At 71.4% G+C, this 26,661-nt stretch carries 19 protein-coding genes; 3 read left to right on the forward strand and 16 right to left on the reverse strand.

Features of this window, described 5'->3' with window-relative positions; genetic code table 11:
* Positions 1-107: 107 nt before the first annotated feature.
* The 10 genes from A3IC_RS56730 to A3IC_RS56740 form a co-directional block, all read right to left on the reverse strand.
* Positions 108-1,601 (reverse strand): alpha/beta hydrolase, encoded by a 1,494-nt coding sequence (locus tag A3IC_RS56730; protein ID WP_020553106.1) that lies wholly within the window; start codon positions 1,599-1,601, stop codon positions 108-110.
* Entirely contained in the window at positions 1,598-3,049 is a 1,452-nt protein-coding gene (locus tag A3IC_RS56735) for an alpha/beta hydrolase (RefSeq protein WP_020553107.1), read from the reverse strand. The genes A3IC_RS56730 and A3IC_RS56735 overlap by 4 nt, the downstream gene beginning before the upstream one ends.
* A 221-nt stretch (positions 3,050-3,270) precedes the next feature.
* On the reverse strand, positions 3,271-4,428 hold the full coding sequence (gene ispG / locus A3IC_RS0126580) for a flavodoxin-dependent (E)-4-hydroxy-3-methylbut-2-enyl-diphosphate synthase (protein ID WP_020553108.1): 1,158 nt from the start codon (positions 4,426-4,428) through the stop codon (positions 3,271-3,273).
* Between the two features lie 157 nt (positions 4,429-4,585).
* Positions 4,586-5,878 (reverse strand): M50 family metallopeptidase, encoded by a 1,293-nt coding sequence (locus A3IC_RS0126585; protein WP_191864176.1) that lies wholly within the window; start codon positions 5,876-5,878, stop codon positions 4,586-4,588.
* 8 nt (positions 5,879-5,886) lie between these two features.
* Positions 5,887-7,149, reverse strand: coding sequence for a 1-deoxy-D-xylulose-5-phosphate reductoisomerase (gene dxr / locus A3IC_RS0126590; RefSeq protein ID WP_020553110.1), 1,263 nt, complete (start codon positions 7,147-7,149; stop codon positions 5,887-5,889).
* Between the two features lie 126 nt (positions 7,150-7,275).
* Positions 7,276-9,201 (reverse strand): acyl-CoA dehydrogenase family protein, encoded by a 1,926-nt coding sequence (locus A3IC_RS0126595; protein ID WP_020553111.1) that lies wholly within the window; start codon positions 9,199-9,201, stop codon positions 7,276-7,278.
* Between the two features lie 122 nt (positions 9,202-9,323).
* Positions 9,324-9,560 carry a VWA domain-containing protein gene (locus tag A3IC_RS0126600; RefSeq protein WP_020553112.1) on the reverse strand — a complete coding sequence of 79 codons (237 nt, stop codon included), beginning with the start codon at positions 9,558-9,560 and terminating at the stop codon, positions 9,324-9,326.
* Between the two features lie 232 nt (positions 9,561-9,792).
* Entirely contained in the window at positions 9,793-11,235 is a 1,443-nt protein-coding gene (locus tag A3IC_RS0126605; RefSeq protein ID WP_020553113.1) for an aldehyde dehydrogenase family protein, read from the reverse strand.
* A gap of 107 nt (positions 11,236-11,342) precedes the next feature.
* The gene (locus A3IC_RS0126610) at positions 11,343-12,860 is read right to left on the reverse strand and encodes a PucR family transcriptional regulator (protein WP_020553114.1); all 1,518 of its coding nucleotides are present in this window, start codon (positions 12,858-12,860) and stop codon (positions 11,343-11,345) included.
* Between the two features lie 43 nt (positions 12,861-12,903).
* Positions 12,904-15,171 carry a type IV secretory system conjugative DNA transfer family protein gene (locus A3IC_RS56740; RefSeq protein ID WP_158696111.1) on the reverse strand — a complete coding sequence of 756 codons (2,268 nt, stop codon included), beginning with the start codon at positions 15,169-15,171 and terminating at the stop codon, positions 12,904-12,906.
* Positions 15,172-15,534: 363 nt separating this feature from the next.
* Here A3IC_RS56740 and gabT point away from each other — a divergent pair, with 363 nt between their 5' ends.
* Positions 15,535-16,890, forward strand: coding sequence for a 4-aminobutyrate--2-oxoglutarate transaminase (gene gabT, locus A3IC_RS0126620; RefSeq protein WP_020553116.1), 1,356 nt, complete (start codon positions 15,535-15,537; stop codon positions 16,888-16,890).
* 115 nt (positions 16,891-17,005) lie between these two features.
* Here gabT and A3IC_RS0126625 read toward each other — a convergent pair whose 3' ends face one another.
* Positions 17,006-17,452: an anti-sigma factor antagonist gene (locus tag A3IC_RS0126625; RefSeq protein ID WP_020553117.1), complete on the reverse strand. Its 447-nt coding sequence runs from the start codon at positions 17,450-17,452 to the stop codon at positions 17,006-17,008.
* Positions 17,453-18,002: 550 nt separating this feature from the next.
* Between A3IC_RS0126625 and A3IC_RS62710 the strand changes: the two genes are divergently transcribed.
* On the forward strand, positions 18,003-18,629 hold the full coding sequence (locus tag A3IC_RS62710; RefSeq protein WP_020553118.1) for a phosphatase PAP2 family protein: 627 nt from the start codon (positions 18,003-18,005) through the stop codon (positions 18,627-18,629).
* On the opposite strand, the gene A3IC_RS0126635 is transcribed toward A3IC_RS62710, so the two are convergent.
* Positions 18,559-19,488, reverse strand: a complete 930-nt coding sequence (locus A3IC_RS0126635; RefSeq protein ID WP_020553119.1) for an NAD(P)H-dependent flavin oxidoreductase — start codon at positions 19,486-19,488, stop codon at positions 18,559-18,561. The genes A3IC_RS62710 and A3IC_RS0126635 overlap by 71 nt on opposite strands.
* Positions 19,489-19,749: 261 nt before the next feature.
* On the opposite strand from A3IC_RS0126635, the gene A3IC_RS0126640 reads away from it, so the two are divergent.
* Positions 19,750-21,165 carry an APC family permease gene (locus tag A3IC_RS0126640; protein ID WP_040877174.1) on the forward strand — a complete coding sequence of 472 codons (1,416 nt, stop codon included), beginning with the start codon at positions 19,750-19,752 and terminating at the stop codon, positions 21,163-21,165.
* Positions 21,166-21,260: 95 nt separating this feature from the next.
* On the opposite strand, the gene A3IC_RS0126645 is transcribed toward A3IC_RS0126640, so the two are convergent.
* From A3IC_RS0126645 to A3IC_RS0126660, 4 genes are all read right to left on the reverse strand, one after another.
* Positions 21,261-22,055, reverse strand: a complete 795-nt coding sequence (locus A3IC_RS0126645) for a tyrosine-protein phosphatase (RefSeq protein ID WP_020553121.1) — start codon at positions 22,053-22,055, stop codon at positions 21,261-21,263.
* Positions 22,056-22,093: 38 nt separating this feature from the next.
* Entirely contained in the window at positions 22,094-23,053 is a 960-nt protein-coding gene (locus A3IC_RS0126650; RefSeq protein WP_020553122.1) for a metallophosphoesterase, read from the reverse strand.
* 199 nt (positions 23,054-23,252) lie between these two features.
* Positions 23,253-24,755, reverse strand: a complete 1,503-nt coding sequence (locus A3IC_RS0126655) for a CoA-acylating methylmalonate-semialdehyde dehydrogenase (RefSeq protein WP_020553123.1) — start codon at positions 24,753-24,755, stop codon at positions 23,253-23,255.
* Positions 24,756-25,189: 434 nt separating this feature from the next.
* A complete protein-coding gene (locus tag A3IC_RS0126660) occupies positions 25,190-26,620 on the reverse strand; it encodes an NAD(P)/FAD-dependent oxidoreductase (protein ID WP_020553125.1) in 1,431 nt (476 codons plus the stop codon).
* Positions 26,621-26,661 lie beyond the last annotated feature (41 nt).

Raw genomic sequence — 26,661 nt, forward strand, 5'->3', positions numbered from 1 at the left:
GGGGAAATGCCAGTCTTGCGGCACCACCCTATGCAGGTCCGGGCCGCCCGCGCCGCCCGGGAGGCGGCGGAATCGGCGACCGGACCCGGCGGGCCCCGGGAGGCGGGTCAGCGTCGCGGGTGCACGATCGTCGATCGGCGCGGGTCGGGGTCGGTCGGAGCGGGGCCGGTGCATTCGATGTCGGTCGCGGGCAGGACGCCGTCGACGAGGTATGCGGTGCCCCGGTCGTCGACGCACGGGCCCTCGACGAGGTAGTGCCCGTGGTTGCCGTTGCCGCGCACGGTGAGCAGCCGCGACGTGGGCAACGCGGCGTGCATGCGCAGGGCCCCCTCGTAGGGCGTCGCCGGGTCGCCGACGGACTGGACGAGCAGTACGCCGGGCAGGCCGGCCCCGTCGATCCGGGTCGGCGGCGCGGTGTTGCTCTGGAGATACAGGCACGCGCCGGGGGAGGCGATGGTCGCGCCCAGCGCGCCGTACCGGCCCCGGAGTACGGCCATGTCGCGCTCGAACACCGCCTCGTCGGCCGGGTAGGGGGCGTCCGCGCAGGTGACGGTCTGCATCACCGACTCGAAGTTGACCTCGTCCCGGGTCGCCGGCTTGCGCCCGGCGATCAGCGCGGCCGGATCGCCCGACGCGTAGTCCGCGAGCGCGCCGGACAGACGGGCCCAGTCCCGGTCGGTGTACAGCTTGCCGAGCGTGTACTGGTCGAGTTCGACGCCGCCGAACACGCCGCCCGCCGGGTGTGCGGCGAGTTCGACGCGCAGCCGGTCCCAGGTCGCCAGGACGGTCGTGGTGGTCTCGCCCAGGTGGAAGCGGTCGGCCCGGTCGGCGGTCCACGCGGCCCAGTCGTGCCGGCGCACGTCGAACCCGCGGGCCTGGAGGAAACCGGTCCCGTACCAGACCTCGGTCGGGTCGACCAGGCTGTCGAGCAGCATCCGGTGCACCCGGTTCGGGAAGAGCTGCCCGTAGACCGCGCCCAGGTAGCTGCCGTAGGAGTAGCCCAGGACGGAGAGCCGGTCGGCGCCGAACGCCGCCCGGACCAGGTCGAGGTCGCGTGCGATGTCCCGGGTGGTCAGGTGCGGCAGCAGATCGCCGGCGGACGCGCGGCAACCGTCGGCGAACGCGCGGGCGGCGGCCAGGTGCGTCGCCCGGCTGCCGGGCGACGCCGGGTCGGGCTTGGGCGCGCGGCCGAAGGTCTGCGGGTCGGTGCACTCCACGCGGGTGCTGGTACCGCGCCCGCGCAGGTCGAAGCCGATCAGGTCGTAGGCCCGGCGCAGGCGCTCGGGCAGGCCGCCGGCGAGCGCCGCCATCGAGCCGACACCGGCGGCGCCCGGGCCGCCGAAGTTGACCATCAGGATGCCCTGGTATTCCGCCTTCGTTCCGGTGGCCGCGACCTTCGAGACGCCGACCCGGATCCGCGGGCCGTCCGCTCGGGTGTGGTCCAGCGGCACGCCGACGGTGCCGCAGCGCTCCCCCGTCGCGGTGCCCGGCGGACAGTCGCCCCACACGATCGGCTCGGTGTCCGCCCGGACGGGGCCGGCGGCGGTGAGCACGGCGGCGGTCAGCGCGCCCGCCAACAGGACGCGGACGGCGCGGGTCACGATGCCTCACAGGTGGTGTCGCGGCCCGGCGGGAGCGTGCCGTCGGTCAGGTAGTCCGAGGCGGCACGCAGGACGCATGGATCGGGTTGGAACGCGAGGATCCCGTGGTCGCCCTCGTCGAGCACGGTGATCAGGTGCGAGGAGGGCAGCGCCCGGTGCAACGCGCTCGCCCCGGCGGGAGGGGTGGCCGGATCCCGGGTGCCCTGGACGAGCAGTACCGGCGGCAGGTCGTGGCCGTCGATGGTCGGCGGCCTGCGGGAGGGCACCGGCCAGAACGCGCAGGGCGCGTTCAGCCACGTGTTGGTCCACGTCACCAGGGGCGCGGTCCGGTCCACGGCGCGGGCGTCGCGGTCCCACACCGACCAGTCGCGCGGCCACGGACCGTCGTGGCATTCGACGGCGGTGTAGATCGCGATGCCGTTGACGTCGTGCGCGGTGGGCGGCGCGTACAGCGCGGCCAGCGGGGCCGGGTCGCCTCGGTCGTGGGCGCGCAGCGCCTTGGCGAACTCCGGCCAGGCCCGCGAGTTGTACAGGACCCGGGTGGCGATGTCGCGCAGTTCGGCGGGGCCGACGGTGTCGCCGGCGGGCGCGGTCCGGACGCCGGCGAGCGTGCGGGCGAACAGGTCGTCCAGGTCGGCGCCTTCGGCCGCGACGAGGTCTCGCCAGCGGCCCTGGAAGGCGACGTCCTGGCGCAGGTTGGATTCGTACCAGACCTGGTCCGGTCGCGGGTCGACGACGCTGTCCAAAATCATCCGGTCGACCCGTTCGGGGAACAGGTGTCCGTAGACCGCGCCCAGGTAGGTGCCGTAGGACCAGCCGATGAAGGAGATCCGGGGTTCGCCGAGCGCGGCGCGGAGCAGGTCGAGGTCGCGCGCGTTCTCCAGGGTGCCCAGGTGTGGCAGCAGGTCGCCGGCCCGCTCGGCACAGCCGCGCGCGTAGGTGCGGGCGCGCTCGACCAGCCGCTGTTCGTCCTGCGGTGTGGCGGGCACCGGGTCCGGCTTGGGGGCCTGGTCGAAGTTCGCGTCGACGCAGGAGATCGGGTCGCTGTGGTGGTTGCCGCGCGGGTCGACGCCGACGATGTCGTAGCTCTGCCGCACCCGTTCCGGCAGCGCGTGCCGCACCAGGTCGGCCAACCACATGCCACCGCCGCCCGGGCCGCCGGGGTTGACCACGATCGTGCCGCGCCGAGGCCGACCGCCCGTGGCCGGTGCGAGCGAGACACCCAGCGTGGTGGTGGGCCCGTCGACGCGCGCGTGGTCGACCGGGACGGCCAGCGTTCCGCAGCGCAGTCCGGGTGCGGCGACGTCGGCGGGGCAGCCGCCCCACGCGATCCCGGGCGCCACCCGGGCGGCCGGCCGGTCACCCGGGTCGGTTCCGCTCGCGGGAACCGCCGCAGTACCCACGATCATGCCGGCGACGGCCAGTCCGGCCACGATGATGCGTCCCACGCACAACGCCCCTCCCCCGGGGGCGACGCCCCGATCACGTGTCTCGATGATCGAGGGCGATTACCGGGGGTAGGGGCGCATCAACGATTTGTCACTCGGGTGGCGCAGCGGATTTATCCGGTCGGGCGGCACTGCCGCGGGTCGACCGGGATCACGCCCGGCGGGATCCGGCCCGGAGCAGGCCGGTGTCGGGGCTGGGACCCCGGGTGGGCCGGCTCGGCTCAGGCGATGTCGACGATCGGGTCGCCGCTGATCACGCCGTCCGCCTGCATCTGCTCGGCGAGCTTGAGGGCTTCCTCGATCAGGGTCTCCACGATCTTCGACTCGGGCACGGTCTTGATCACCTCGCCCTTGACGAAGATCTGACCCTTGCCGTTGCCGGACGCCACGCCCAGGTCCGCCTCGCGGGCCTCGCCGGGGCCGTTGACGACGCAGCCCATGACGGCCACCCGCAGCGGAACCTTGAGCCCGTCCAGGCCGGCGGTGACCTCCTCGGCGAGCTTGTACACGTCGACCTGGGCGCGACCGCAGGACGGGCAGGAGACGATCTCCAGGCCGCGCTGCCGCAGGCCCAGCGACTCCAGGATCTGGTTGCCGACCTTGATCTCCTCGACCGGCGGGGCGGAGAGGGAGACCCGGATGGTGTCGCCGATGCCCTGGGCGAGCAGCGCCCCGAACGCGACCGCGGACTTGATCGTGCCCTGGAAGGCGGGGCCGGCCTCGGTGACGCCCAGGTGCAGCGGGTAGTCGCAGCGCTCGGCGAGCAGCCGGTACGCCTCGATCATCACGACCGGGTCGTTGTGCTTGACCGAGATCTTGATGTCCCGGAAGTCGTGCTCCTCGAACAACGAGCACTCCCACAGCGCGGATTCGACCAGCGCCTCGGGGGTGGCCCTGCCGTGCTTGGCCAGCAGCCGCTTGTCCAGCGACCCGGCGTTCACGCCGATCCGGATCGGGGTGCCGGCGGCGGACGCGGCCTTGGCGATCTCGGCGATCTTGTCGTCGAACTGCTTGATGTTGCCCGGGTTCACCCGCACCGCGGCGCAGCCGGCGTCGATCGCGGCGAACACGTACTTCGGCTGGAAGTGGATGTCCGCGATCACCGGGATCTGCGACTTGCGGGCGATCGCGGGCAGCGCGTCCGCGTCGTCCTGCGAGGGCACCGCGACCCGGACGATCTGGCAGCCGGAGGCGGTCAGCTCGGCGATCTGCTGAAGTGTGGCATTGACGTCGGAGGTCAAGGTGGTGGTCATGGACTGCACCGACACCGGGGCGTCTCCGCCGACGGCCACGTTGCCGACCATGATCTGCCGTGACTTGCGGCGCGGCGTGAGGGGCCGGGCAGGTACGGACGGCATTCCGAGCTGGATCGCGGTCATCTTCGCTTTAGTCCCGTGGGTTCGGCGTGGTGGGTCGACGTCAACGCTACGCCACCGCACCCCGGTGCGGATGCGCCCGTACCCCCGTGCCGACCCACCTGTTGCGTGATCGACACAAGCGGGTCGGCGTGGGGAACTCGGGCGCGAACGTATCGCGCTAAGTGAGCTTGACCGGGTTGATCAGGTCGGCGATCAACACCAAAACGGTGAAGGCGATGAAGATCGACGCCACCACGTAGGCCACCGGCATCAGCTTGGCCACGTCGAACGGGCCGGGGTCGGGCTTCCTGCGCAGGCTCGCGATCCGCCGGCGCAGCGACTCCCACCACGCGCCGACCACGTGTCCGCCGTCCAGCGGGAGCAGCGGCAGCATGTTGAACAGGAACAGCGACAGGTTGAAGCCCGCGATGATGAAGATCATCAGGCCCACCCGCTGGGAGGCGGGCACGTCGAGCGCGGCCACCTCGCCGCCGACCCGGGCCGCGCCGACCACGCCCACCGGCGAGTCCTGGTCGCGCTCGTCGCCCTGGAAGGCCGCGCCCCACAGCGCGGGCACCTTCTGCGGGATGCGCAGCAGGCTGTGGAAGGCGTTGTCGACCATGTCCGTCATGTAGGTGACCGACTGCGACGCGCTCTGCCGCTGGATGCCGCTCGCCGGGCTGAAGCCGAGGAAGCCGGTGTTCTCCAGGAATTGGCCCGGGATCGGCACGCCGTGGCTGTCGAGCTTGGCCACCTTGTTGCGGGCGATCGTCGGGGTGAGGGTGAGCTGCTGCCCCTTGCGCTCGACCACGATGGTGGCCTGGCCCTCGGTCTTGCGGATCAGATCGCGCAGCTTGTCGTAGTCGCCGATCTTGGTGCCGTTGTAGCTGAGGATCTTGTCGCCGGCGCGCAGACCGGCGGCCTTGCCCGGCGCGTCCGGTGCGTTCGCCGGGCACTTGTCGGTCTTGGCGTCGGCGCTGACCACACACTCGGAGACGCTGCTCACGGTGGTGCTGGGCTGGTTGATCCCGAAGCCCATCAGGAACACCGCGAACAGCGCGATGGCCAGGACCAGGTTCATGAACGGCCCGGCCAGCATGATGATCGTCCGCTGCCAGGGCTTGCGCTGGTAGAACAGCCGGTTCTCGTCGCCGGGGCCGACCTCCTCGTAGGAGGCCTCCCGCGCGTCCTCGATCATGCTGCGCCAGGGCGAGGTGCTGCGTGCCTGGATCTTGCCGTCGGCGTCCGGCGGGAACATCCCGATCAGTCGGCAGTAGCCGCCGGCGGGCACCGCCTTGATGCCGTACTCGGTCTCACCGATCTTCTTCGACCACAACGTCCGGCCGAAGCCGACCATGTACTGCGGCACCCGCACACCGAACATCTTGCCGGTGAACAGGTGGCCCGCCTCGTGCCAGGCGATGGAGAACAGCAGGCCCACGACAAAGACGACGATGCCGAGGATCGTCATGAACAGGGTCAACGGGGTTCTCCTCCGTGGGCGATGATCTCGCGTGCCCGTCGGCGCGCCCAGTCCTCCGCGTCGAGGACGTCCTCCAGCGTCAGCCGGTTGCCGTCCCCACGTACATCATGCTCGCTCAAGACGGCGGCGACCGTGTCGGTGATGCCGTTGAACTTCAGGTGTCCCGCGACGAACGCGTCCACACACTCCTCGTTGGCCGCGTTGAAGACGGCCGGCGCGGTGCCGCCGGCCCGGCCCGCGGCGTAGGCCAGGTCGACCGCCGGGAACGCCTCGTGGTCGAGTGGGAAGAACTCCCACGTGGCCGCCTTGGTCCAGTCGCAGCCGGCCGCGACGCCCGGCACCCGGTCGGGCCAGGACAGGCCGAGCGCGATCGGCAGTCGCATGTCCGGCGGCGACGCCTGGGCCAGGGTCGAGCCGTCCACGAACTCGACCATCGAGTGCACGATCGACTGCGGGTGCACGACGACGTCGATGCGATCGAACGGGATGTCGTAGAGCAGGTGCGCCTCGATCACCTCCAGGCCCTTGTTGACCAGGGTCGCCGAGTTGATCGTGATCACCGGGCCCATGTCCCAGGTGGGGTGGGCCGCGGCCTGCTCGGGCGTGACGTCGACCAGGTCGGCGCGGCTGCGACCGCGGAACGGTCCGCCGCTGGCGGTCACCACGAGCCGCTCGACCTGATCCGCGCGACCGCCGCGCAGGGCCTGGATCAGCGCCGAGTGCTCGGAGTCGACCGGGACGATCTGGCCGGGTTTGGCGATCGCCTTGACCAGCGGGCCGCCGACGATCAGCGACTCCTTGTTGGCCAGCGCGAGAGTGCGGCCCGCGGTGAGCGCGGCCAGGGTGGGAGCGAGGCCGATCGAGCCGGTGATCCCGTTCAGGACCACGTCGCACGGGTGCGCGGCCAGCTCGGTGGCGGCGGTGGGCCCGGCCAGGATGCGCGGCAGCTTGTACTGCCCCTTGGCGTAGCCGCGGCGCTGCGCCTCGGCGTAGAAGGCCAGTTGCAGGTCCTGCGCGGCGGACGCCTTGGCCACCGCGACCACCTCGACCCCGAGTTCGAGCGCCTGGCGGGCCAGCTCGTCCACCCGGCCGCCGCCGGCGGACAGGCCGACGATCCGGAACAGCTCGGGGTGGGCGCGAACCACGTCGATGGTCTGGGTCCCGATCGACCCGGTGGAGCCGAGCAGGACGATGTCCCGCCGGGTGGTCGACTGGTCGGGGGCGGCGAAGGGCGCGTACGGATCGGCCAGGGAGTCCATCCGACCATTGTGGCCCGCGCCGGCCCGGCGCCGAGCGCAGGTCGGCCGATTGCCCGCGGTGGCCGGCCGCGGACCGTGCGTGCCGGCGGGTGCGGCCGGCGGGAGGCTCCCGCCGGCCGCGCCCGCTCAGCCGACAGGTCGGTGCACGTTGTCCACCTTGGCCGGGCCCGGTGTCGCGTCGGCGATCCAGGGGCCCTCGGTGGACGGGTCGAGGACGCCTTCCTCCAGCCACAGGTGCCGGCCCGCCAGCACACCCTCGACCGCCTTGACGTCCAACGCGTCGGTGTTGGTCCACAACCGGCCGAACAGCTCGTCCACCCGGATCTGCGCCTGCCGGCAGAACAGGTCGGCGAGCTCGTACGCGGCCCGGCCCTGCTCCGGGTCGCGGCGGCGCAGCATGTCGGCCCGCACGCACACCGCGCTCATCGCGAACAGTTCGGCGCCGATGTCGACGATCCGGCCCAGGAAGCCCTGCTTGCGCTCCATCGCGCCCTGCCAGCGGGCCATCCCGTAGAAGGTGGAGCGGGCCAGCCGGCGTGAGGCGCGCTCGACGAAGCGCAGGTGCGCGGCCAGGCTCGGCGCGCCGACCGGAGCGAACTCGCGGTAGGAGGTGGGCACGTGGCCCTTGCCGGTGACCAGCTTGGGCAGCCACTTGGCGTAGAAGACGCCCGCGTCGGCAGCGGCCTTGCCCTTGGCCTTCAGGTCCGCCTCGGGGTCGATGATGTCGCCGGCCACGGCCAGGTGGGCGTCGACCGCCTCGCGCGCGATCAGCAGGTGCATGATCTCGGTCGAGCCCTCGAAGATCCGGTTGATCCGCATGTCCCGCAACATCTGTTCGGCCGGTACGCCGCGTTCGCCGCGGGCGCGCAGCGAGGCGGCGGTCTCGTAGCCGCGACCGCCTCGGATCTGCACGAGTTCGTCGCTGACCGTCCAGCCCACCTCGGAGGCGTACAGCTTCGCCAGCGCCGCCTCGATCCGGATGTCGCGGCGGTCCTCGTCGGCCATCCGGGCGGTCAGCTCCAGTACGGCCTCCAGGGCGAAGGCACTGGCCGCGATGTAGGCGATCTTGCCCGCGACCGCTTCGTGGCCGGCGATCGGCCGACCCCACTGCTCGCGTTCGCCCGCCCACTCGCGGGCCACCTTGAGCGACCACTTGGCGGCGCCGGCGCACATCGCGGGCAGCGAGAGCCGACCGGTGTTGAGCGTGGTCAACGCGATCTTCAGGCCGGCGCCCTCGGCGCCGATCCGGTTCGCGGCGGGCACCCGGACGTTGTGGAAGCGGGTCACGCCGTTCTCGATGCCGCGCAGGCCCATGAAGGAGTTGCGGTTCTCCACGGTGATCCCGGGGCTGTCCGCGTCCACCACGAAGGCGGTGATCCCGCCGCGTCGGCCCTCGGCCCTGGGCACCCGGGCCATCACCACGAGCAGTCCCGCCACCACGCCGTTGGTGGTCCACAACTTCACGCCGTCCAGGACGTACGCCTCGCCGTCCTCGGTGGGCACCGCGGCGGTGGCCAGTCGGGCCGGGTCGGAGCCCACGTCCGGCTCGGTGAGCAGGAACGCGCTGACCTCGCGCACACAGCGCGGCAGGAACTCGCGCTTTTGCTCGTCGGTGCCGAACATCTTGACCGGCTGCGGCACCCCGATCGACTGGTGCGCGGACAGCAGCGCGCCGAGCGCGGCGTTGACCGAGCCGACCAGGACCAGCGCCTTGTTGTAGTACAGCTGGCTCAGGCCCAGGCCGCCGTACTCGGTGTCGATCTTCATGCCCAGCGCGCCGATCTCGGCCAGGCCCTTGATCACCTCGTCCGGGATCCGCGCGTCGCGCTCGATCACCGTGGGATCCACCCGGGTGATGAGGAACTCGCGCAGCACCGCGAGGAATTCCTCCCCCCGGCGGATCTCCTCCGGATCGGCCTCGGGGTGCGGGTGGACGAGGTCGAGCCGAAAACGCCCGAGGAAGAGTTCCTTGGCGAAGCTGGGCTTGTCCCAGTCCTGCTGCCGCGCTTCCTCGGCGACCTTTCGGGCTTCGCGTTCGCTGACAGGGGGCATGGCTGACTCCTCGCGGACTCACAGCGGAACCGACGTTGTTACCGATCGGTGTTACCTGCCCGTGCACGTCCACTGAATGCCGGGTGACATCCATTTGTCCAGAGCTGCGGCCACTTGGCGGATCAGCGACCCGCGATGCCTCGTGCGCGGGCCGCGGTCCGCCAAGTGGCGAATCCGCCCAGGAGGCGGTCGTACAGCTGCTCGTCGGTCAGCGCGTCGATGTCCTCCTCGGCGAAGCATCCGACGTTGCCGGGTTCCGGTCGGTGGTTGCGCCGCAACTCGCGCCTGACCAGGTGCCGGCTCGGAAAGTTGGTCTCGGCGAGGACGCGTTCCAGATGTTCCACATCGGGCAGGCCCATCGGCGGCCGGCCAGGTCAACATGAGGTCGGTGATCGCGTCCGGCAGCGGCGTACTCGCGCCGGGTTCCAGTGCTCATCCCGACACCCTGCCGGGCCCGCACGCCCGCCGACCTGCGAGTTCACACATGTGCGGGGAACCCCTCGCAGCCGAACGGCGCACCGGGCACCGAAACGTGCGAAAGGGCCCGGCGACACCACCCCAGGCGGCCGGGCCCTTCGTTCGGGGGGGTGCCTACAGGTCGAGGCCGGTGAGCACCATGACGCGCTCGTAGGTGAAGTCGGTCATCGCGTACGTGACGCCCTCGCGGCCCACGCCCGAGTTCTTCGCGCCGCCGTAGGGCATCTGGTCGGCGCGGTAGGACGGGGCGTCGCCGATGATCACGCCGCCCACCTCCAGTTCGCGCTGGGCCCGGAAGGCGGTCTGGATGTCGTGCGTGAACACGCCGGCCTGGAGGCCGAACTCGGAGTCGTTGACTGCGGCGAACGCGGCGTCCGTGCCGTCCACCCGGGTCAGTGTGAGCACCGGGCCGAAGACCTCCTCGCAGGCGATGGTAACGCCGGCCGGGACCTCGCTGAGCACCGTCGGCGCGTAGGAGGCACCGTCGCGGGTGCCACCGGTGAGCACCTTGGCACCGGCCTGCACGGCCTCGTCCACCCACGCCTGGACCCGCTCGGCGGCGGCGACGCTGACCAGCGGGCCGACGTCGACGGTGTCGTCCTCGGGGTCGCCGGTGACCTGCGCGGCCACCTTCGCCACGACCTTCTCGACCAGTCGGTCGTAGATGCTCGCGTCGGCGATCACCCGCTGCACCGAGATGCAGGACTGGCCGCCCTGGTAGTTGGAGAACGTGGCGATCCGCTGCGCGGCCCACTCCAGGTCCGCCTCGGAGGACCAGTCGGCGAGCACGACGGCGGCGGCGTTGCCGCCCAGCTCCAGGGTGACGTGCTTGCGCGGCACCGAGTCCATGATGCTCCAGCCCACCGGGCCCGAACCGGTGAACGAGACGACCGGCAGCCGCTCGTCCTTCACCAGCGCCGGCATCCGGTCGTTGGGCACCGGCAGCACGCTCCACGAACCGGCGGGCAGGTCGGTCTCGGCCAGGATCTCGCCGAGCACGAGCGCGGACAGCGGGGTGGCCGGCGCGGGCTTGAGGATGATCGGCGCGCCGACCGCGATCGCCGGGGCGACCTTGTGCGCGACCAGGTTGAGCGGGAAGTTGAACGGCGCGATGCCCAGCACCACGCCCTTGGGGATCCGGCGGACCAGCGCGTAGCGACCGGTGCCGCCCGCGTCGGTGTCCAGGCGCATGCCCTCGCCGTTGAACCGGCGGGCCTCCTCGGCCGCCCAGCGGAACACCGACACCGCGCGGCCGACCTCGCCGCGCGCCCACTTGATCGGCTTGCCGTTCTCGGCGGTGATCAGCCGGGCTATCTCCTCGGTGCGCTCGCCGAGCCGCTTGGCCACGTGGTCCAAGGCCGCGGCGCGCCGGTAGGCGGGCAGTGCGGCGAACTCGTGCGCGACGGCGTGGGCGGCGGCGACGGCCTCCTCGATCTGCGCGTCGGTGGGCTCGCCGACCCGCCCGACGAGCCGGCCGTCGTACGAGTTCGTGACGTCGAAGGTCGTCTCGCCGGTGGCCTGTCGGCCCGCCAGCCAGAACGCGTGGGTGGTGGTCACTGCTGCTCCTTCTCCGTCAACGGACGCCGATGATCCCGGTGACGCAACCGTAGGCCGATCGGGTGGCCGCGTTCTTGTCCATGCCGGCCAATCGTGCTTCGCCGGCACTACGACTTGTCCTCACGGGCCCGGCTCGGGTCGCGCAACGCGAACCACAGTTCCGCGCGGGTGTCCGGATCGTCCAGAGTACGACCGAGGATCTCCTCGGCCCGGCGGATGCGATAGCGCAGCGTATGCCGGTGTACGCCCAGGTCGCCGGCCGCGGCGTCCCACTGCCCGTGCCGGGCCAGCCACGCGCGCAGCGAGCCGATCAGGTCGCCCCGACCGCCCGCGTCGTGCGCGCGCAGCGGGGCGAGCAGTTGCTCGGCCCACGCGTGCACGGCGTCGCCCTCCAGCAGCGGCAACAACCCGCCGGCATCGCGACCGTGCACGGTCAGCGCCTTCTCCGAGCGCAGGCCCACCGCGTGCGCCCCGAGGGCCTGTCGATAGCCGTCGGCGGCGGCGACCGGGTCCACCGGGCCGGACACGCCCGCGATCAGCCCGGGCAGGTCCACCGGCTCCACCGGCTCGACCGACTCCGGCAGCACCAGCACCGTCGCCCCGCCCAGCTCGCCGGCGAGCGCGGGCGCGCCGGCCCGGACCGCCCGCGCGCACAGCCGCTCCGCGAACGCCGCCACGGCCTGCTCGGGCCCGGTGGCCACCAGCACCCGCCACGGCCCCGGCGGCAAATCGGCGGCGATGTCGTGGGCCAGTTCGGCCGGCGTCGCCCGCTCACCGGTGAGCAGCAGCCGCAGCAGCGCGGTGCGCATCCGGGCGCCCGCGTCGGCACTGACCCGGGACTGTTCCAGGGCCAGCGTCAGCAGCGACGCCGCGGTGCCCAGGGTCTGCCGGTCGGCGGTGCGCGGCGGCCGATCGGTGCCCACCGCCAAAAAGCCGCTGATCCGCCGCTCCGCGCCCAACGACTGGACCACCACGCGCCCGCCCTCGATCCCCGGCAACGACGCGGAGGACGGCGCCGGCATCCCGCGCAGCTTCTCGATGTCGGCGCGCAGCCCGTCGGTGCGGGCCCGGGCCGCGGCGGGCGCGACCTGGCGCAGCGTGCCGTCCGCGTCGTACAGCGCGGCCCACCCGTCCAGCCGGACCGCGAGCCGGCGGATCAGCGTCGCGGGGCCCTCCCGCCCGGCGGCCGCCCGGGTCAGCTCCTGCTGGACCGCGAAGCCGGTGGTGACGGTCTCGTACTGCTCGGCCGCCAGCGCCGACGAGACCACCTTGCTGATCGCGATGAACGGCGTCGGACGCGGCACCTCGAACACCGGGAAGCCGTGCGCCTCGGCGACCTCGACGATCACCGCGGGCACCCGGTCCAGGGACAGACCCACCCCGATCCCGAGCCCGGCCACCTCGGCCGCCGCGAGCCGCTCGACGTAGGCGCGGCGCTCGGCGTTGCTGCGGCCGAGTTTCATCCCGGTGGTGAGCAGCAGTTCGCCGCCCTCCAGGTAGGGCGTGGGATCGGCGAGTTCGCTGGTGTGCACCCACCGCACCTCGCGCTCCAGGCCGCCCTTGCCCGCGAGCACCCGCAGGTCGAGGGCGGGGGCACGGACCAGGGAGGCGAGCGTGGGCGGCATGTCGTTTTGTCCAAACCGGAGTGGGAGAGGCTTCCAGTCTGACTCAGCGGCCGAGGTCGATCAGCACGGGAGGGGTTCGCTCGCCCTTTCGGGTGGTCAGGCTGACGATGGCGTGTCGTGTGGGCAGATCGCCGGTGATCTCGTTCGGGGACCAGCGGTAGCGCTCGACGGTGCGGGTGGTCACTCGCTCGGACCGTCCACTCGCCTTCTCGCCGAACAGCGCGCCCAGCACCGAGTAGCGGATCCGCTTGACCAGGCCGCCCTCGGGCGTGCCCATGGTGATCGACTTCTCCTGTTCCTTGGTCATCCCCCAGTATTCGGCGAACAGCTCGGCGTCGGAGCGGGACGCGCCCGGTACCACCGCCTTGCAGCCGGCCGCGGCGAACACGGTGTGCCGCAACCCGGGTGCGAGGTCGTCGAGCGAGCGCACCGACAGGACCAGACCGGCCCGGCGATTGCGGGCCCACTGCAGGCCCTTGGCCGCGTACTCGTCCACCAGCCGCCCCGCGTCGTCGGCGACCAGGCACGCGAACACCTTGCGCGGCCCGCGCTCGCGCCGGGGCGTGGCCATCGCCTGGACGAACTGGGAGAGCACGAGCCGGCCGATCAGTCGGGCCGCCTCGGGGTGCGCGGCCTCGTTCAGCGCGATCCGCACCCGCAGCGGCCGGTCGATGTCGCCGGCCGCGAACCGCTGCCGATCGGGCCGGAACAGCTCCGCGACGCCGGGTCGCTCCAGCACCGCGAGGCGCTGCACCAGCATCCGCGCGTCGTCGTCGCCGCGCGCCATCGCGCGCAGCGCCCGCTCGTGTTCGGCGTAGCGGTCGGCGGCCCGCAGCGCGCGCTCCAGTGCGGCGAGCGCGGCCTCGGTGCCGTCCAGCAGGTCGAGCAGCGTGGCCACCTCGGGATAGCGGCCGTGCCCGGCCACGTAGGCGCCGAGCACCTGGCGCAGCGCGTTGCTCGCGGCGTCGCCGAGCCCGATCGCGTTCGGCGGCAGCGCGGCGGCGGCGAGCCGGTCGGCGGCGTCCTCGGGCGAGGCCGCGCCGCCGTACAGGTCCAGGCCCGAGGGCGAGTCCGGGTCGCCGACGATCACTTCGAGGTCGTAACCGTGCGGGCGTTGGAACTCGTCGCCCTTGGCGTCGATCACCACCAACGACGCGGCACCGGTGAGCGCGCGCAGGCTCATCGTCTCGATCACCGGTTCGAGCAGTCGGCCCGGCTCGCCGGCCCGGGCCGCGCCGACCACGAGCATCGAGGCGCCGAGCACGTCCGGATCGAGGGCGAAGGCGGTCTCCCGGTACAGCGACGGGTTCTTCGGGTGGTCGGTGCCCAGGCCGACCCGCACCTGACCGGCGAACAGGTCGTGTTCGGCCCGCCGGGGCCGCAGGTCGCGCTGCCCGGAGCCGTGTCGACAGGCGGCGGCGCCGTGATCGGTGATCTCCTCGGCCACGTCCGCGAGGTATTCGGGGTCCGATGCGCCAGCCTTGATCACCCGGCGCAGCCGCAGATAGTCCACGTCCCGCAGCCGGCCCGCGGATACCTCGTAGTCGAGCACGTCGGCGGCCTCGTGTTGGCCCGCGTCGCGCAGCTCCGGCCACAGCTCCGCGTCGGCGACCTGCACCTCCTCGGCCTCGGGCGCGATCCGAACGCCCGGAGTGCGCGCGTACGGCCTGATCACCACGTCCCAGCGGCCCAGTACCGCGCCCGCGTACACGAAGCCGCCGTTGTACAGGAGTCGGACCAGCCATTGCCCGTCGTGCAGCAACCCACGCGGGAAGATCAGCAACAACAGCGCGACGAACGGCCGCATCAGCGCGATCCAGGCGATGAAGCCCAGGACCAGGAACAGCGCGGCGCGGCGCCACTGTTCGGGACGCGGGCGTCCGTTCAGCTCGGCCCGCCGATCCAGCCGCTGCCACCACGGGCGCAGGAACGGCCAGGCGATCTCGTGCCAGCGGCCGAGGTAGCCGAACAGCACGAACAGCACCACATAGAGCAGGTTGTTGAACAGCAGCGGCCACATGAAGGTCGGGATGATCTTCCGGACCAGCCAGACATAGGCGACTATCACCCAGTTCAGGCTGAGCACCGCGATCACCAGCCACAACACCGCGCGCCGAACCAGCGCCGCCTCGGGCCGGGTGCGCGCGTCGCGCTCGGCCGCCCGCAACCTGATCTCCCGCTCGTCCCGGCCGTACCCGTACACGCCCGGGGCCTCGCGGTGCCGCGGGCCGCGCAGCCACCCGCGCAGGTCGAAGCCGTCGGGGTCGATGTCGCGCTCGGCCGCGGCCGGGGCCGGCACCCGCGTTCGCACGGCCCGCGTACGAGGGGTCGAAGGGGCGCCGCGGTCCGTCGGGTGGGCCCCGAAGACCTCGGCCTCGACAGCCGGCGACGCCGGGGAATCCGGCCGTTCCACGTCCACGTCTCGCCCTCCCGGAACCACACCCTGAACCGGAACTCAATCTAGGCGCCACACCGTCCGTCGTGATGATCATTCCGGCGCGAGTCCGCGATGTGTTCGGAGTTGTTCTGCCCGATCGGCATTTGTCCATCCCGGACACAAGCAACCGGGTGATTCACCGATGCGGCGCATGCGTCGAACGCGGCCCGGCGCCTAGCCTGCCGGTAGGACCGCGGTGCCACCGCGAACCACCGCCTCGACCCACAGGAGACCAGCATGGGCGCTTCGCAGCCCGGCGGGCCCTCGCTCCCGCAGGAGCGCCGGCTCGTCACCGCCATCCCCGGCCCGAAGTCGACCGAGCTGATGACGCGCCGCAACGCGGCGGTCGCGCGCGGCGTCAGCACCACCCTGCCGGTCTTCGTGACCCAGGCGGGCGGCGGCGTGGTCGTCGACGTGGACGGCAACTCGCTGATCGACTTCGGCTCCGGCATCGCGGTGACCAGCGTCGGCAACTCGGCCGAGGGTGTCGTTCGCCGCGCGTCCGAGCAGCTGCAGCGGTTCACCCACACGTGCTTCATGGTGACCCCGTACGAGTCGTACGTGGCGGTCGCCGAGCAGCTCAACGAGCTGACCCCGGGTGACCACGACAAGCGCACCGCGCTGTTCAACTCGGGCGCCGAGGCGGTGGAGAACGCGGTCAAGATCGCGCGCGCGCACACCAAGCGCCCCGCGGTGGTCGTGTTCGACCACGGCTACCACGGTCGCACCAACCTGACCATGGCGCTGACCGCGAAGAACATGCCGTACAAGGAGTCGTTCGGCCCGTTCGCCCCCGAGGTCTACCGGGTCCCGGTCGCCTACCCCTACCGCTGGCTGACCGGCGCGGACAACTGCGCCGAGGAGGCCGCCGCGCAGGCGATCGACATGATCACCAAGCAGATCGGCGCGCACAACGTGGCCGCCGTGGTGATCGAGCCGATCCTGGGCGAGGGCGGCTTCATCGAGCCGGCCAAGGGCTTCCTGCCCAGGATCGTCGAGTTCTGCAAGGCGAACGGCATCGTGTTCGTCGCCGACGAGATCCAGACCGGCTTCTGCCGCACCGGCCAGTGGTTCGCGTGCGACGACGAGGGCATCGTGCCGGACCTGATCACCACCGCCAAGGGCATCGCCGGCGGCCTGCCGCTGGCCGCGGTGACCGGGCGCGCGGAGATCATGGATTCCGCCCATGCGGGTGGTCTCGGTGGCACGTATGGCGGCAACCCGGTCGCCTGCGCCGCGGCGCTCGGCGCGATCGAGACGATGCGCGGCCTCGACCTCAACGGCGCCGCCCGCCGGATCGGCGAGATCATGCTCGACCGGCTGGGCACGATGAGCGAGAAGTTCGCCGAGATCGGCGAGGTCCGCGGTCGTGGCGCGATGATCGCCATCGAGTTGGTCAAGCCCGGATCCAAGGAGCCGAACGCGGAGCTGGCCGGCGCGGTCGCCAAGGCGTGCCACGCGCAGGGCCTGCTGGTGTTGACCGCCGGCACCTACGGCAACGTGCTGCGTTTCCTGCCGCCGCTGGTGATCCCCGAGCACCTGCTCGTCGAGGGCCTGGACGTACTCGAACAGGCGTTCGCCGGCTCGGTCTGAGCCTGCCGCGACACCACGAACCCCCGTCCGTCGGAATGCTCCGGTGGACGGGGGTTCGGTGTCTGGGACGGGGTTTCGCTGCGGACCGACCGGCGTCCGGCACGACCAAGGACGCTCAGAGCCGCGGTCGGCGCGGCGCCGGGGCGATCCGCTCGACCATGGTCAGGCCCGGGACGGCGTCCCACCCGCACAGTGCGAGCACCCGCAACATCTGCCGGCTCGCACCGATCAGAATCATGTGTCCGCCGCGCCGGGACAGTGCGCCGGCCTGATCGACGAACACCCGCAGGCCCGCGACATCGATGAAGGCGAGCTTGCCCACGTCCACCCGGACGTCACCGCCGTCACGGGACGCCGCGGTCAGGACGCGGCGCACCACGTCCACGTTCGCGAGGTCGATCTCACCTTCGAGCCGCAGGCCGCGCGGCCGTGTCGTGCGCACGACGCGAAGCTGGCGGTCGCTGGTCAGGACCACGCCCATCGCACCCGCGCCCCGACCCGGTCGGGGTTCCACCGAGGAATCGAACACGGCACCGCCCGCCTTGACGCCCTTGGAAACCACCGGAACCTCGGTCCGGCGGACGCGCCCGCTCCCCGCAGGGGCCGGGATGCACGGCACGCGGTATGTCGAGTAATCGGACTCTTCAACCACCTGACCAACCCTACCTTTGCGTGCTGACAGCAGAGGGGCGATCGACGACATTGCGTCAATGCCACGTCACTCGAGCCACCGTCGATTTGCCCTGCTTACGGATGTTCTCCGCGTACTTGGACTCTCCGGGGCGGTCGGACTCACGCGACACGCGCTGTGACGCCGCTCACACCCTTCATTGCTCCAACGTACAGCGTGTATGTCCCGCCTTCCAGACCGTGGAGAACGTGTGCAGGCTTTGTGTGGAGGCCGCGCGTCGGGAACCTGCCGACCTGTTCTCCGCGTATCTTCGAGTGAGATGCACAGACCTTCCACCGACGCCGGCCCTGAGCAAGCCGGCGGCCGCCCCGGGACAACGCCCCCCGTTCCGGGGCGGTGGTCTGTTTACTCACAGTACACGCGTGGCCTCGCAGTGCCGCTGATTCTCGCTTTCACGCTCGTTGCGCTCACCATCCAGGTAGTGGCCGAAAGCGGACCCTCGATCGACCTGGATCACACCGTCCGCAACGCGATGCGCGGCCTCGCGGACGCGCCCGGCGCGGCCTGGCTCGACGGTCCGATGCACGTTCTGGCCGACCTGGGCGGGCCGCTGCCCGCCGGGATCGCGCTCGCCGCCGCGGCGGTGTTCGCAACGCTGCGAACGCGCCGCGCGTACCCGATCGTGATCGCCGCGGGCAGCGTGCTCGTGGTGATGGTCGCGGTGATCGGCGGCAAGGATCTGATCGGCCGACCCGGGCCGAGCGAATCCCCGGTACCCGCCGACGGGTGGGGCTTCTTTCCGTCCGGACATACCGCGACCTCGACGGTCTGCTACGGGATCGCCGCCCTCCTGCTCGGGCGTGTCGGCTCGGCGCGGGCGGGCCGGCACTGGGCTCGGGGCGCGGCCGTGCTGTGCTCGCTGATCGGGTTCGCGCTGCTGTGGTGCGACTACCACTGGCTCGCGGACGTGCTGGCCTCGTGGGCGCTGTGCGCGATCGTGCTGTGGGCGGCGGCCCGGGTGGCCGATGCCGGCGGGCTCAGACCTCGCCCGCCCGCCGCGCCGCCGTCGCCATCGCCGCGTGGAACCCCGCCATCGTGCGCTCGATGATCGTGGCCACCGACTCCACGTCGTGCACCAGGCCGGCCGACTGACCCGCGGAGGCGAGCGACGCCTCCATCTCGCCGTCGAAGTACAACCGCTTGATCGCGTCGAGCGAGCTGTGCGCCGGCCCGCCGGAGGCGGCGAGCGCGCGGGAGAACTCGGTCCCCAGGACCCGCATCGTCGGGCTGCCCGTGCGGTTGACCACCACGGTGCCGGTCTCGTCCGCGGCCAGTACCGCCTGCTTGTAGTGGGTGTGCACCGGGCTCTCGGCCGAGGCCAGGAACCGGGTGCCCATCTGGACCGCCTCCGCGCCGAGCGCGAACGCCGCGGCCATGCCGCGCCCGTCCACGATGCCGCCGGCGGCGACCAGCGGCAGGTCGGTGATCTCCCGGATGCCCTGGAGCAACACGAGCAGCGACACCTCGGCCGGATTCTTGAAGCCGCCACCCTCGGCGCCCTCGACCACCAGCCCGTCCACGCCGGCGGCGACCGCCTTGCGGGCGGCCCGGATCGAGGGCACCACGTGATACACGGTCAGGCCGTGCTCCCGGAGCAGGTCCACGAAGGTCGCCGGGTTGCCCGCCGACGTGGTCACGAACCGCACGCCCGCGTCCGCCACGTGCCGCACCAGGCGGTCGTCGCGCAGGAACATCAGCGGCAGGTTGACCCCGAACGGCAGCCCCGAGGCGACCATCGTGTCGATTTCCCGACGGCACGCGTCGACCTCGCCGGAGGAGGTCTCCACCATCCCGAGGCCGCCCGCCGCGGACACCGCCGCGGCCAGTGGGGAGCGGGCTATCCAACCCATCGGCGCCTGGATCACCGGATGCCGGGCGCCGGTGTGCGCGAGTACGCGGTTGACCATGGCCGGAGGCTATCTCGACAGGTGAACGGTGAGAAAACTTTTCCCGCAGCTTAATCTGCGGATTACGCACCATCAGATGCCAGCTTGCAGCGTTATTCGATGAAATCTGGGGGTACTGCCTACGGAATCAGTCGACAACGGGATCTTGACGGGTGATCAAACGGGCGTTTGTATTACGCCGCACCGTTCGGAACGTACGAACGGCTCACATCCGTCCCGGAGGCGATATCCGCACCCCGCTGTCCCGCAGAGGTAGCGCACATGGCTGTTGAAACAACCCCACCGCCGTCCGGGACCCTGACTCCAGTCACTCTCGACCCCGGCGGTGTCCCCGCTCCGCTCAAGCGCTCCATCGGAGTCGTCGGCGGCACCCTGCTCACGCTCTCGTGTCTGACCCCCGCGTCCTCGCTGTTCGTGATCGTTCCGGGGATGTTCGAGACACTCGGTTCCGGCACCGCGTTGGCCCTGGTCGTGGCCGCCGTCCTGTGTGTCGGCGTCGCCTTCTGTTACTCCGAGTTGGGCACCCTGATCCCCAGCGCCGGCGGCGAGTACGCCATGGTCGGCACCCTCATGGGCCGCTTCATGGGCTGGCTGGTCTTCATCATCGCCACCATCGTGGTGATGATCGTGCCGCCGATCATCGCCCTGGGCACCGCGGAGTATCTGACCTCGATCGCGACGATCGACACGATGTGGGCCGGCGCCGCGGTGATGATCCTGGCCACCATCATGGGTCTGCTCGACCTGCGCGCGAACGCGTGGGTCACCGGCGTGTTCCTGGCCCTGGAGGTGATCGCCGCCGCGATCGTCGCCTTCCTCGGCTTCGCCAACGTGAACCAGGCCACCTCGACGCTGATCAAGCCCGAGGTCGTCGTGGACGCCGCGAGCAACACGACGGATCCGCTGAAGATGGGCTTGCTGATCGCGGGCATGGCCGGCGCGCTGTTCGCCCTCCAGGGCTTCTCCACCGCGGTCTACCTGGCCGAGGAGATGGAGAACCCGCGGCGCACGGTCTCCCGCACGGTGTTGTGGACCCTGGGCCTGGGCGCCGTGATCCTGATCGTGCCGACCATCGCGATCTCGCTGGGCGCGCCGGACCAGGCGACCCTGGCGGGCGGCGACATCCTCGGCCTGGTCGAGGGCTGGTCCAACCACGGCATGGCCACCTTCATCGGCCTGTGCATCGCGCTGGCGATCATCAACGCGGGTGTGGTCATGGTGATCCAGAACTCGCGCGTGGTCTACGCCTCGGCGCGCGACCGGGCCTGGCCCGAGCCGATCAACCGGGCCTTCGGCAAGGTGAACCGGTTCGGTTCGCCCTGGGTGTCCACGCTGGTGGTCGGGGTGCCCGGCGCACTCCTGTGCTTCGTGCCCACGACGCTCCTCGGTGAGGTCACCGGCGTCGCGGTCGCCGCGCTCTACCTGGTGGTGGCGCTGGCCGTGCTGGTCGCCCGAAAGGGCGCGCACAAGAGCACGCAGGCCTGGCGCATGCCGCTGTGGCCCGCGATCCCGGTGGTCCTGATCGGGTCGATGATCTACGTGTTGACCGAACAGCCCACCCGCGCGTTGCTGATCACCGGTGGGGTGCTGGTCCTGGCCGCGCTGTACTGGGTGGTCTACCTGCGTCCGCGCCAGGAGACCCGCTGGAACATCAAGCTGATGGCCGACGACTCCTGATCGTCGGCCGGCCGCGGCAACCGCCGTACGCCGTACCGACCCGAGGGCGGTGCCTCCTCCTGTGGGCACCGTCCTCGGGCGCGTCCGGACCCGGCTCAGTCCTCCAGCAGCGCCGCCCGCAGCCGCTCCAGCCGGTCCGCGTCCAGGCCGAGACCCTGCTCCAGGTAGGCGTCGAATCCGCCCCAGTGGGTGTCCATCACCTCGATGGCGCCGCGCAGGTACTCCTCGCGCACCTCCAGGAACGGCTGGAAGAGCTCCGGCAGACCCGGCCGCATCGCGAGCTTGTCGGCGTTCGGCTCGTAGCGGTTGCCCGGTTCGTTGCTGACCAGGTAGTTCGCCACCGCGTCGTCGGCCGAGACCCCGACGATCCGCTGCACCAGGGCCGCCGCGATCCCGGCGCGGTCCTTGCCGGCCGAACAGTGCACCACGACCGGCAGGCCGTCCGCGTCGAGCATCTCGCGCAACATCCGCGCGTGCCGATCGACCCGACTCACCACCTGGTCGCGGTAGTCCGCCGCGATCGACTTCTCCGCCCTTCCGTTGCCCAGTCGCTCGCGCAGCACGCTCAGGTCGGCGTTGCGCAGATCGCTCCAGAAGTCCGAGTGGCGGGCCGGGTCGGACATCGGCAGATTCAGCCATCGCGCGCCGGCGGGCAGCACGTCGGCGCCGTCCAGTTCGATGTCGGCCGGGCTGCGCAGGTCCACCACGAGCCGGATGCCCAGGTCGGCGAGGACGGCGCGGTCCGCGTCCGTGGGCTTGGCCAGGTGGCCGCTGCGGAAGTAGCGACCGGCCCGCACCCGGCGGCCGTCGGCGGTGGGCAGTCCACCGATGTCGCGGAAGTTGCGGACCCCTTCGAGGGCGAGTCCGGTGTCCGCCTGATGCTGTGTCACGTGTCTCCTCGTGCTGGTCGGGCCGTAAGGGATCGGACTCAGGCGCCGCGAACCGGACGGGGCTCGCCGAACCGGGCCTGGAACTGCTCGTCGCTCATCTCGCGCATCTCCTCGATGGTCACCACGCCCAGCATGAGATCGGTGAGAAAGCGCGGTGCGGGCTTGGCCCGCATCGCGTCGGTGATCGGACCGGGTGCGGTGTGTGCCTCGGAGTCGACCCGGCCGTCCGGGTACAGCGTGAAGGTGCGGTAGCCGGGGCCGTCGAAGCGTTTGCCGGCGTAGTCGATGCTGTACGTGGTCGAGGGCGCCACGAACACCGGCACACCGGCGAACTCGCCCTCCAGCGAGCCGTGCAGGTGGCCACCGGAGATCGCCCGGATGTGCCCGAAGTCGCGGAGCAACGCGCCGAGTCGGCCGGAGGGGTCCAGCCGCGGGCAGATCTCCGCGAGCGGCGGCTGGTGGAGGAACAGCAGCACGTGCTCGGCGTCCGAACCGGCCAGGATCTCCCGGATCCGGGCGGCCTCGGGCGCGCTCAACTCCGGTCCGTCGGCCCGGGTCATCCGGTCGTCGAGGTCGCGGTACACCCCGTCGCCCACGTGTTCGCGGCCGAGCGCGTTGGTGTCCACCATGAGCAGCAGCCAGGGCCCGATCCGCACCGCGGGTTCCAGGTGCACGCCGGTGCGTGGCAGGCCCGCGACGTAGGCGTCGTGGTTGTCGTGGTTGCCCGGCAGGCAGTACACGGGCACCGGGAGTTCCTGGAGCACCTCGGCCAGCCGCCGGTAGGCCCCGGGCTCGCCGGTGTCCGCCAGATCGCCGGAGGCCACCAGCACGTCGGCCGCGGCGAGCGCGTCGGCGGCGTCCGCGAGGGCCGCGGCCAGCCCGGCGTCCGGGTCGTGTCGCACGAACCCGTGGCTGCCCGGGGCGTCCCGGTAATGCACGTCGGATATCTGGATCAAGCGGACGGCGGTATCGCCGGCCGGGCGTTCTTCGATGGGCATGCGCCGTTCCCCTGTCACGTCCGTAACGGCCGCCGACTGATCATCTGACGACCCGTCACGCATGCTGCCAGGGAAGGCGTGCGGAGGAAATGGCGAAGCGGCCCGGGTCGATGCCCGGGCCGCGGACGACGAAGCCCGCCCGACCACGTCATTGGGGTCGGGCGGGCTCGGTGCGTGGGCTCGCCGAGGCGAGCGAAGGTCAGTCGTTGGTCGGGAAGCCCAGGTTGATGCCGCCGTGGCTGGGGTCGAGCCAGCGCTGGGTGACGACCTTGCCGCGGGTGAAGAACTGCACACCGTCGGCGCCGTACGCGTGCAGGTCGCCGAACAGCGAGTTCTTCCAGCCGCCGAAGGAGTAGTAGGCGACCGGGACCGGGATCGGCACGTTGATGCCGATCATGCCGACCTCGACCTCGTTCTGGAACCTGCGGGCCGCGCCGCCGTCGTTGGTGAAGATCGCGGTGCCGTTGCCGTACGGGTTGGCGTTGATCAGCGCCAGGCCCTCGTCGTAGGACTCGACCCGGACGACCGACAACACCGGGCCGAAGATCTCGTCGGTGTAGATCGACATCTCGGGGGTGACGTTGTCGAACAGGGTCGGGCCGACCCAGTAGCCCTCGGCGGTGTCGGCGCCGTTGATCGGGTGCTCGCGGCCGTCGACCACGAGCGTCGCGCCCTGGTCCTCGCCGGCCTGAACATAGGAGAGCACCTTGTCCGCGTGCTGGCGGGTGACCAGCGGGCCCATCTCGGAGGCGGCGTCGTTGCCCGCGCCGACCCGGAGCTTGGTCATCCGCTCCTTGATCCGGGCGATCAGCTCGTCGGCGATCGGCTCCACCGCGACCAGGGCCGAGATCGCCATGCAGCGCTCGCCGGCCGCGCCGAAGCCGGCGTTGACCGCGGCGTCGGCGACCAGGTCCAGGTCGGCGTCCGGAAGCACCAGCATGTGGTTCTTGGCGCCGCCGAGGGCCTGCACGCGCTTGCCGTAGCGGGTGCCGTTCTCGTACACGTACTTGGCGATCGGGGTCGAGCCGACGAACGAGACGGACTTGATGTCCGGGTGCTCCAGGAGGCGGTCCACGGCGACCTTGTCTCCGTGCACGACGTTGAACACGCCGTCGGGCAGACCGGCCTGCTTCCACAGGTCGGCGAGGAAGTTCGCGGTCGAGGGGTCCTTCTCGCTCGGCTTGAGGATCACCGTGTTGCCGGTGGCGATCGCGATCGGGAAGAACCACATCGGGACCATCGCCGGGAAGTTGAACGGCGAGATGATCGCGACCGGGCCCAGCGGCTGGCGGATCGAGTAGACGTCGATGCCGGTCGACGCCTGCTCGGAGTGCCCGCCCTTCTGCAGGTGCGGGATGCCGCACGCCAGTTCCACGACCTCCTGGCCGCGGGCGATCTCGCCCAGCGCGTCCGAGTGCACCTTGCCGTGCTCGGCCACGATGATCGCGGCGAGTTCGTCCTTCTTGGCGTTGAGCAGCTCGCGGAAGTTGAAGAGCACCGAGGAGCGCTTGGCGAGCGAGGCGTTCTTCCAGCCGGCGAAGGCGCGGACGGCGACCGAGACGGCCTCGTCGACCTCGGCCACGGAGGCATAGTCGACCGTGCCGGTGATCTTGCCGGTGGCGGGGTTGTGGATGTCGCCCCGACGCTCGGAGACGCCTGTCCACTCCGCGTTGGCAATCCAGTGGGTTACGTGGTTCGTCACGGTCCGACCTTCCGGGGGATGCGGTTTCGGCGAGGGGCCGCACAAGCCCCGTACGGTGGCCAGTCTTGCTGGCCTTCGTGGAGCGCTCAAGCTTCATGGTGTCGGCGGTTGAGCCGTTCGCCTTACAGTCCGTCTTGGTCGGCATTGCTGCCGCCCACCCGCACGGCCCGTTGCGTCTCGGACGAAGGCTGCGCATCCACCGCGGCGGGGCGAGCGAATCATGGCCCCGCGGCCTCCGGCCGGGGCTGCGGGACGACACGCCGGAAGCCGGGTGAGGCGCATGCCCACCCGGCTGCCCAACGGCGCGTCAGCGCCCACGACTTGATCGCGTGTAGTGATCGACGAGCGCGCGAGGAGAGCGGCCGGAGGCCGCCACCGCGCGCAGCGCGTTTCGTCCTGAGCGGCCGGAGGCCGCCACCGCGCGAAGCGCGTTTCTAGCTGTCGAAGCCCATGCCGACCTTGTCGAGGGCCTTGAGCCACAGGTTGCGCTTGCCGGCGTTCTTGTCGGCACGGTCCATCGACCACTTGGTCATCGTCACGCCCGCCCACTTGATCGGTTCCGGCGGGAACGGAAGGGGCTTGGTGCGGACCATCTCGAGTTCGGTACGCTCGGTCAGGCGACCGTCGAGCTTGTCCAGCATCACCTCGGCGCCGAAGCGGGTCGCGCCCACGCCCAGGCCGGTGAAGCCCAGCGCGTACGCGACCTTGCCCTTGTACGCCGTCCCGAAGAACGCCGAGAAGCGGCTGCACGTGTCGATCGCGCCGCCCCACGTGTGGCTGAAGCGCAGGCCCTCCAGCTGCGGGAACGTCTCGAAGAAGTGCTGCGCGAGCTTCGCGAACGTCTCCGGACGCTGGTCCAGGTCCGAGGAGAGCTTGGAACCGTAGTGGTAGACGGCGTCGTAACCGCCCCACAGGATCCGGTTGTCCGCGCTGAGCCGGTAGTAGTGGAACTGGTTGTTCGTGTCGCCGATGCCCTGCCGGTTGTGCCAGCCGATCGCCGCGAGCTGCTCGGCGCTCAGCGGCTCGGTCATCATCGCGTAGTCGTAGACCGGCACCACGAACGGCCGCAGCCGCTTAACCAACGACGGGAAGACGTTGGTGCCCAGCGCCACGTTGCCCGCGAAGACCCGACCGTACGCGGTCTTGAGCACCATCCCCGAGCCGTGCTCGCCCAATTCGGTCGCCTTGGTGCGCTCGTAGACACGCACGCCCAGCGACTCGCACGCGGCCTTGAGGCCCCAGGCCAGTCGGGCCGGGTCGATGATCGCGCAGCCGGTCTTGTCCCAGACGCCGGCGAGGTAGGTGGGCGAGTCGACCTCCGCACGCACCTCGTCCCGGTCCAGAAAGGTCAGTTCGGTGCCGTAGCGGCGGGCGAGGTCGATCTCCTCGCGCAGTTCCTCGACCTGGTGCGGCTGGGTCGCGACGCTGAGTTCGCCCGTGCGACGGAAGTCGCAGTCGATGCCGTAGCGCTTGATCGCCGCCTCGATCTCGTCGAGGTTGTGCTCGCCGAGCCGCTCCAGCCGGGCGAGTTCGCCCTCCCAGCGGTCCAGCCCGTTGTAGAAGCCGTGGGTCAGGCTCGCGGCGCAGAATCCGCCGTTGCGGCCCGAGGCCGCCCAGCCGATCTCGTGCGCCTCGATCAGCACCACATCGCGCGAGGGGTTGCGTTCCTTCGCGATCAGCGCGGTCCACAGGCCCGAGTAGCCGCCACCGACGATCGCCAGATCGCAGTGGTCGTCGCCGACCAGGGCCGCGCACGGCTCCGGTCGATCGCTCTGGTCGAGCCAGAAGGGGGTCGGCGCGGCGTCCGCGAGCGAGCGGATCGCCTCGACCGAGGGAGCAGGATCCGACGTGTTCCGGGGACCCATGGGGTTTCACCACTTTCGCAGTGTCCGCCGGGGCCGCCTTG

This window comes from Embleya scabrispora DSM 41855 (assembly GCF_000372745.1).
In the GTDB taxonomy this organism is placed as follows: Bacteria; Actinomycetota; Actinomycetes; order Streptomycetales; family Streptomycetaceae; genus Embleya; species Embleya scabrispora.

Excerpts from the sequence above, each read along its gene's own strand:
- ispG (WP_020553108.1), bottom strand. The coding sequence starts at position 4,428 with ATGACCGCGATCCAGCTCGGAATGCCGTCCGTACCTGCCCGGCCCCTC.
- A3IC_RS0126585 (WP_191864176.1), bottom strand. The coding sequence starts at position 5,878 with ATGACGATCCTCGGCATCGTCGTCTTTGTCGTGGGCCTGCTGTTCTCC.
- dxr (WP_020553110.1), bottom strand. The coding sequence starts at position 7,149 with ATGGACTCCCTGGCCGATCCGTACGCGCCCTTCGCCGCCCCCGACCAG.
- A3IC_RS0126595 (WP_020553111.1), bottom strand. The coding sequence starts at position 9,201 with ATGCCCCCTGTCAGCGAACGCGAAGCCCGAAAGGTCGCCGAGGAAGCG.
- A3IC_RS0126600 (WP_020553112.1), bottom strand. The coding sequence starts at position 9,560 with ATGGGCCTGCCCGATGTGGAACATCTGGAACGCGTCCTCGCCGAGACC.
- A3IC_RS0126610 (WP_020553114.1), bottom strand. The coding sequence starts at position 12,860 with ATGCCGCCCACGCTCGCCTCCCTGGTCCGTGCCCCCGCCCTCGACCTG.
- gabT (WP_020553116.1), top strand. The coding sequence starts at position 15,535 with ATGGGCGCTTCGCAGCCCGGCGGGCCCTCGCTCCCGCAGGAGCGCCGG.
- A3IC_RS0126635 (WP_020553119.1), bottom strand. The coding sequence starts at position 19,488 with ATGGTCAACCGCGTACTCGCGCACACCGGCGCCCGGCATCCGGTGATC.
- A3IC_RS0126640 (WP_040877174.1), top strand. The coding sequence starts at position 19,750 with ATGGCTGTTGAAACAACCCCACCGCCGTCCGGGACCCTGACTCCAGTC.
- A3IC_RS0126650 (WP_020553122.1), bottom strand. The coding sequence starts at position 23,053 with ATGCCCATCGAAGAACGCCCGGCCGGCGATACCGCCGTCCGCTTGATC.
- A3IC_RS0126660 (WP_020553125.1), bottom strand. The coding sequence starts at position 26,620 with ATGGGTCCCCGGAACACGTCGGATCCTGCTCCCTCGGTCGAGGCGATC.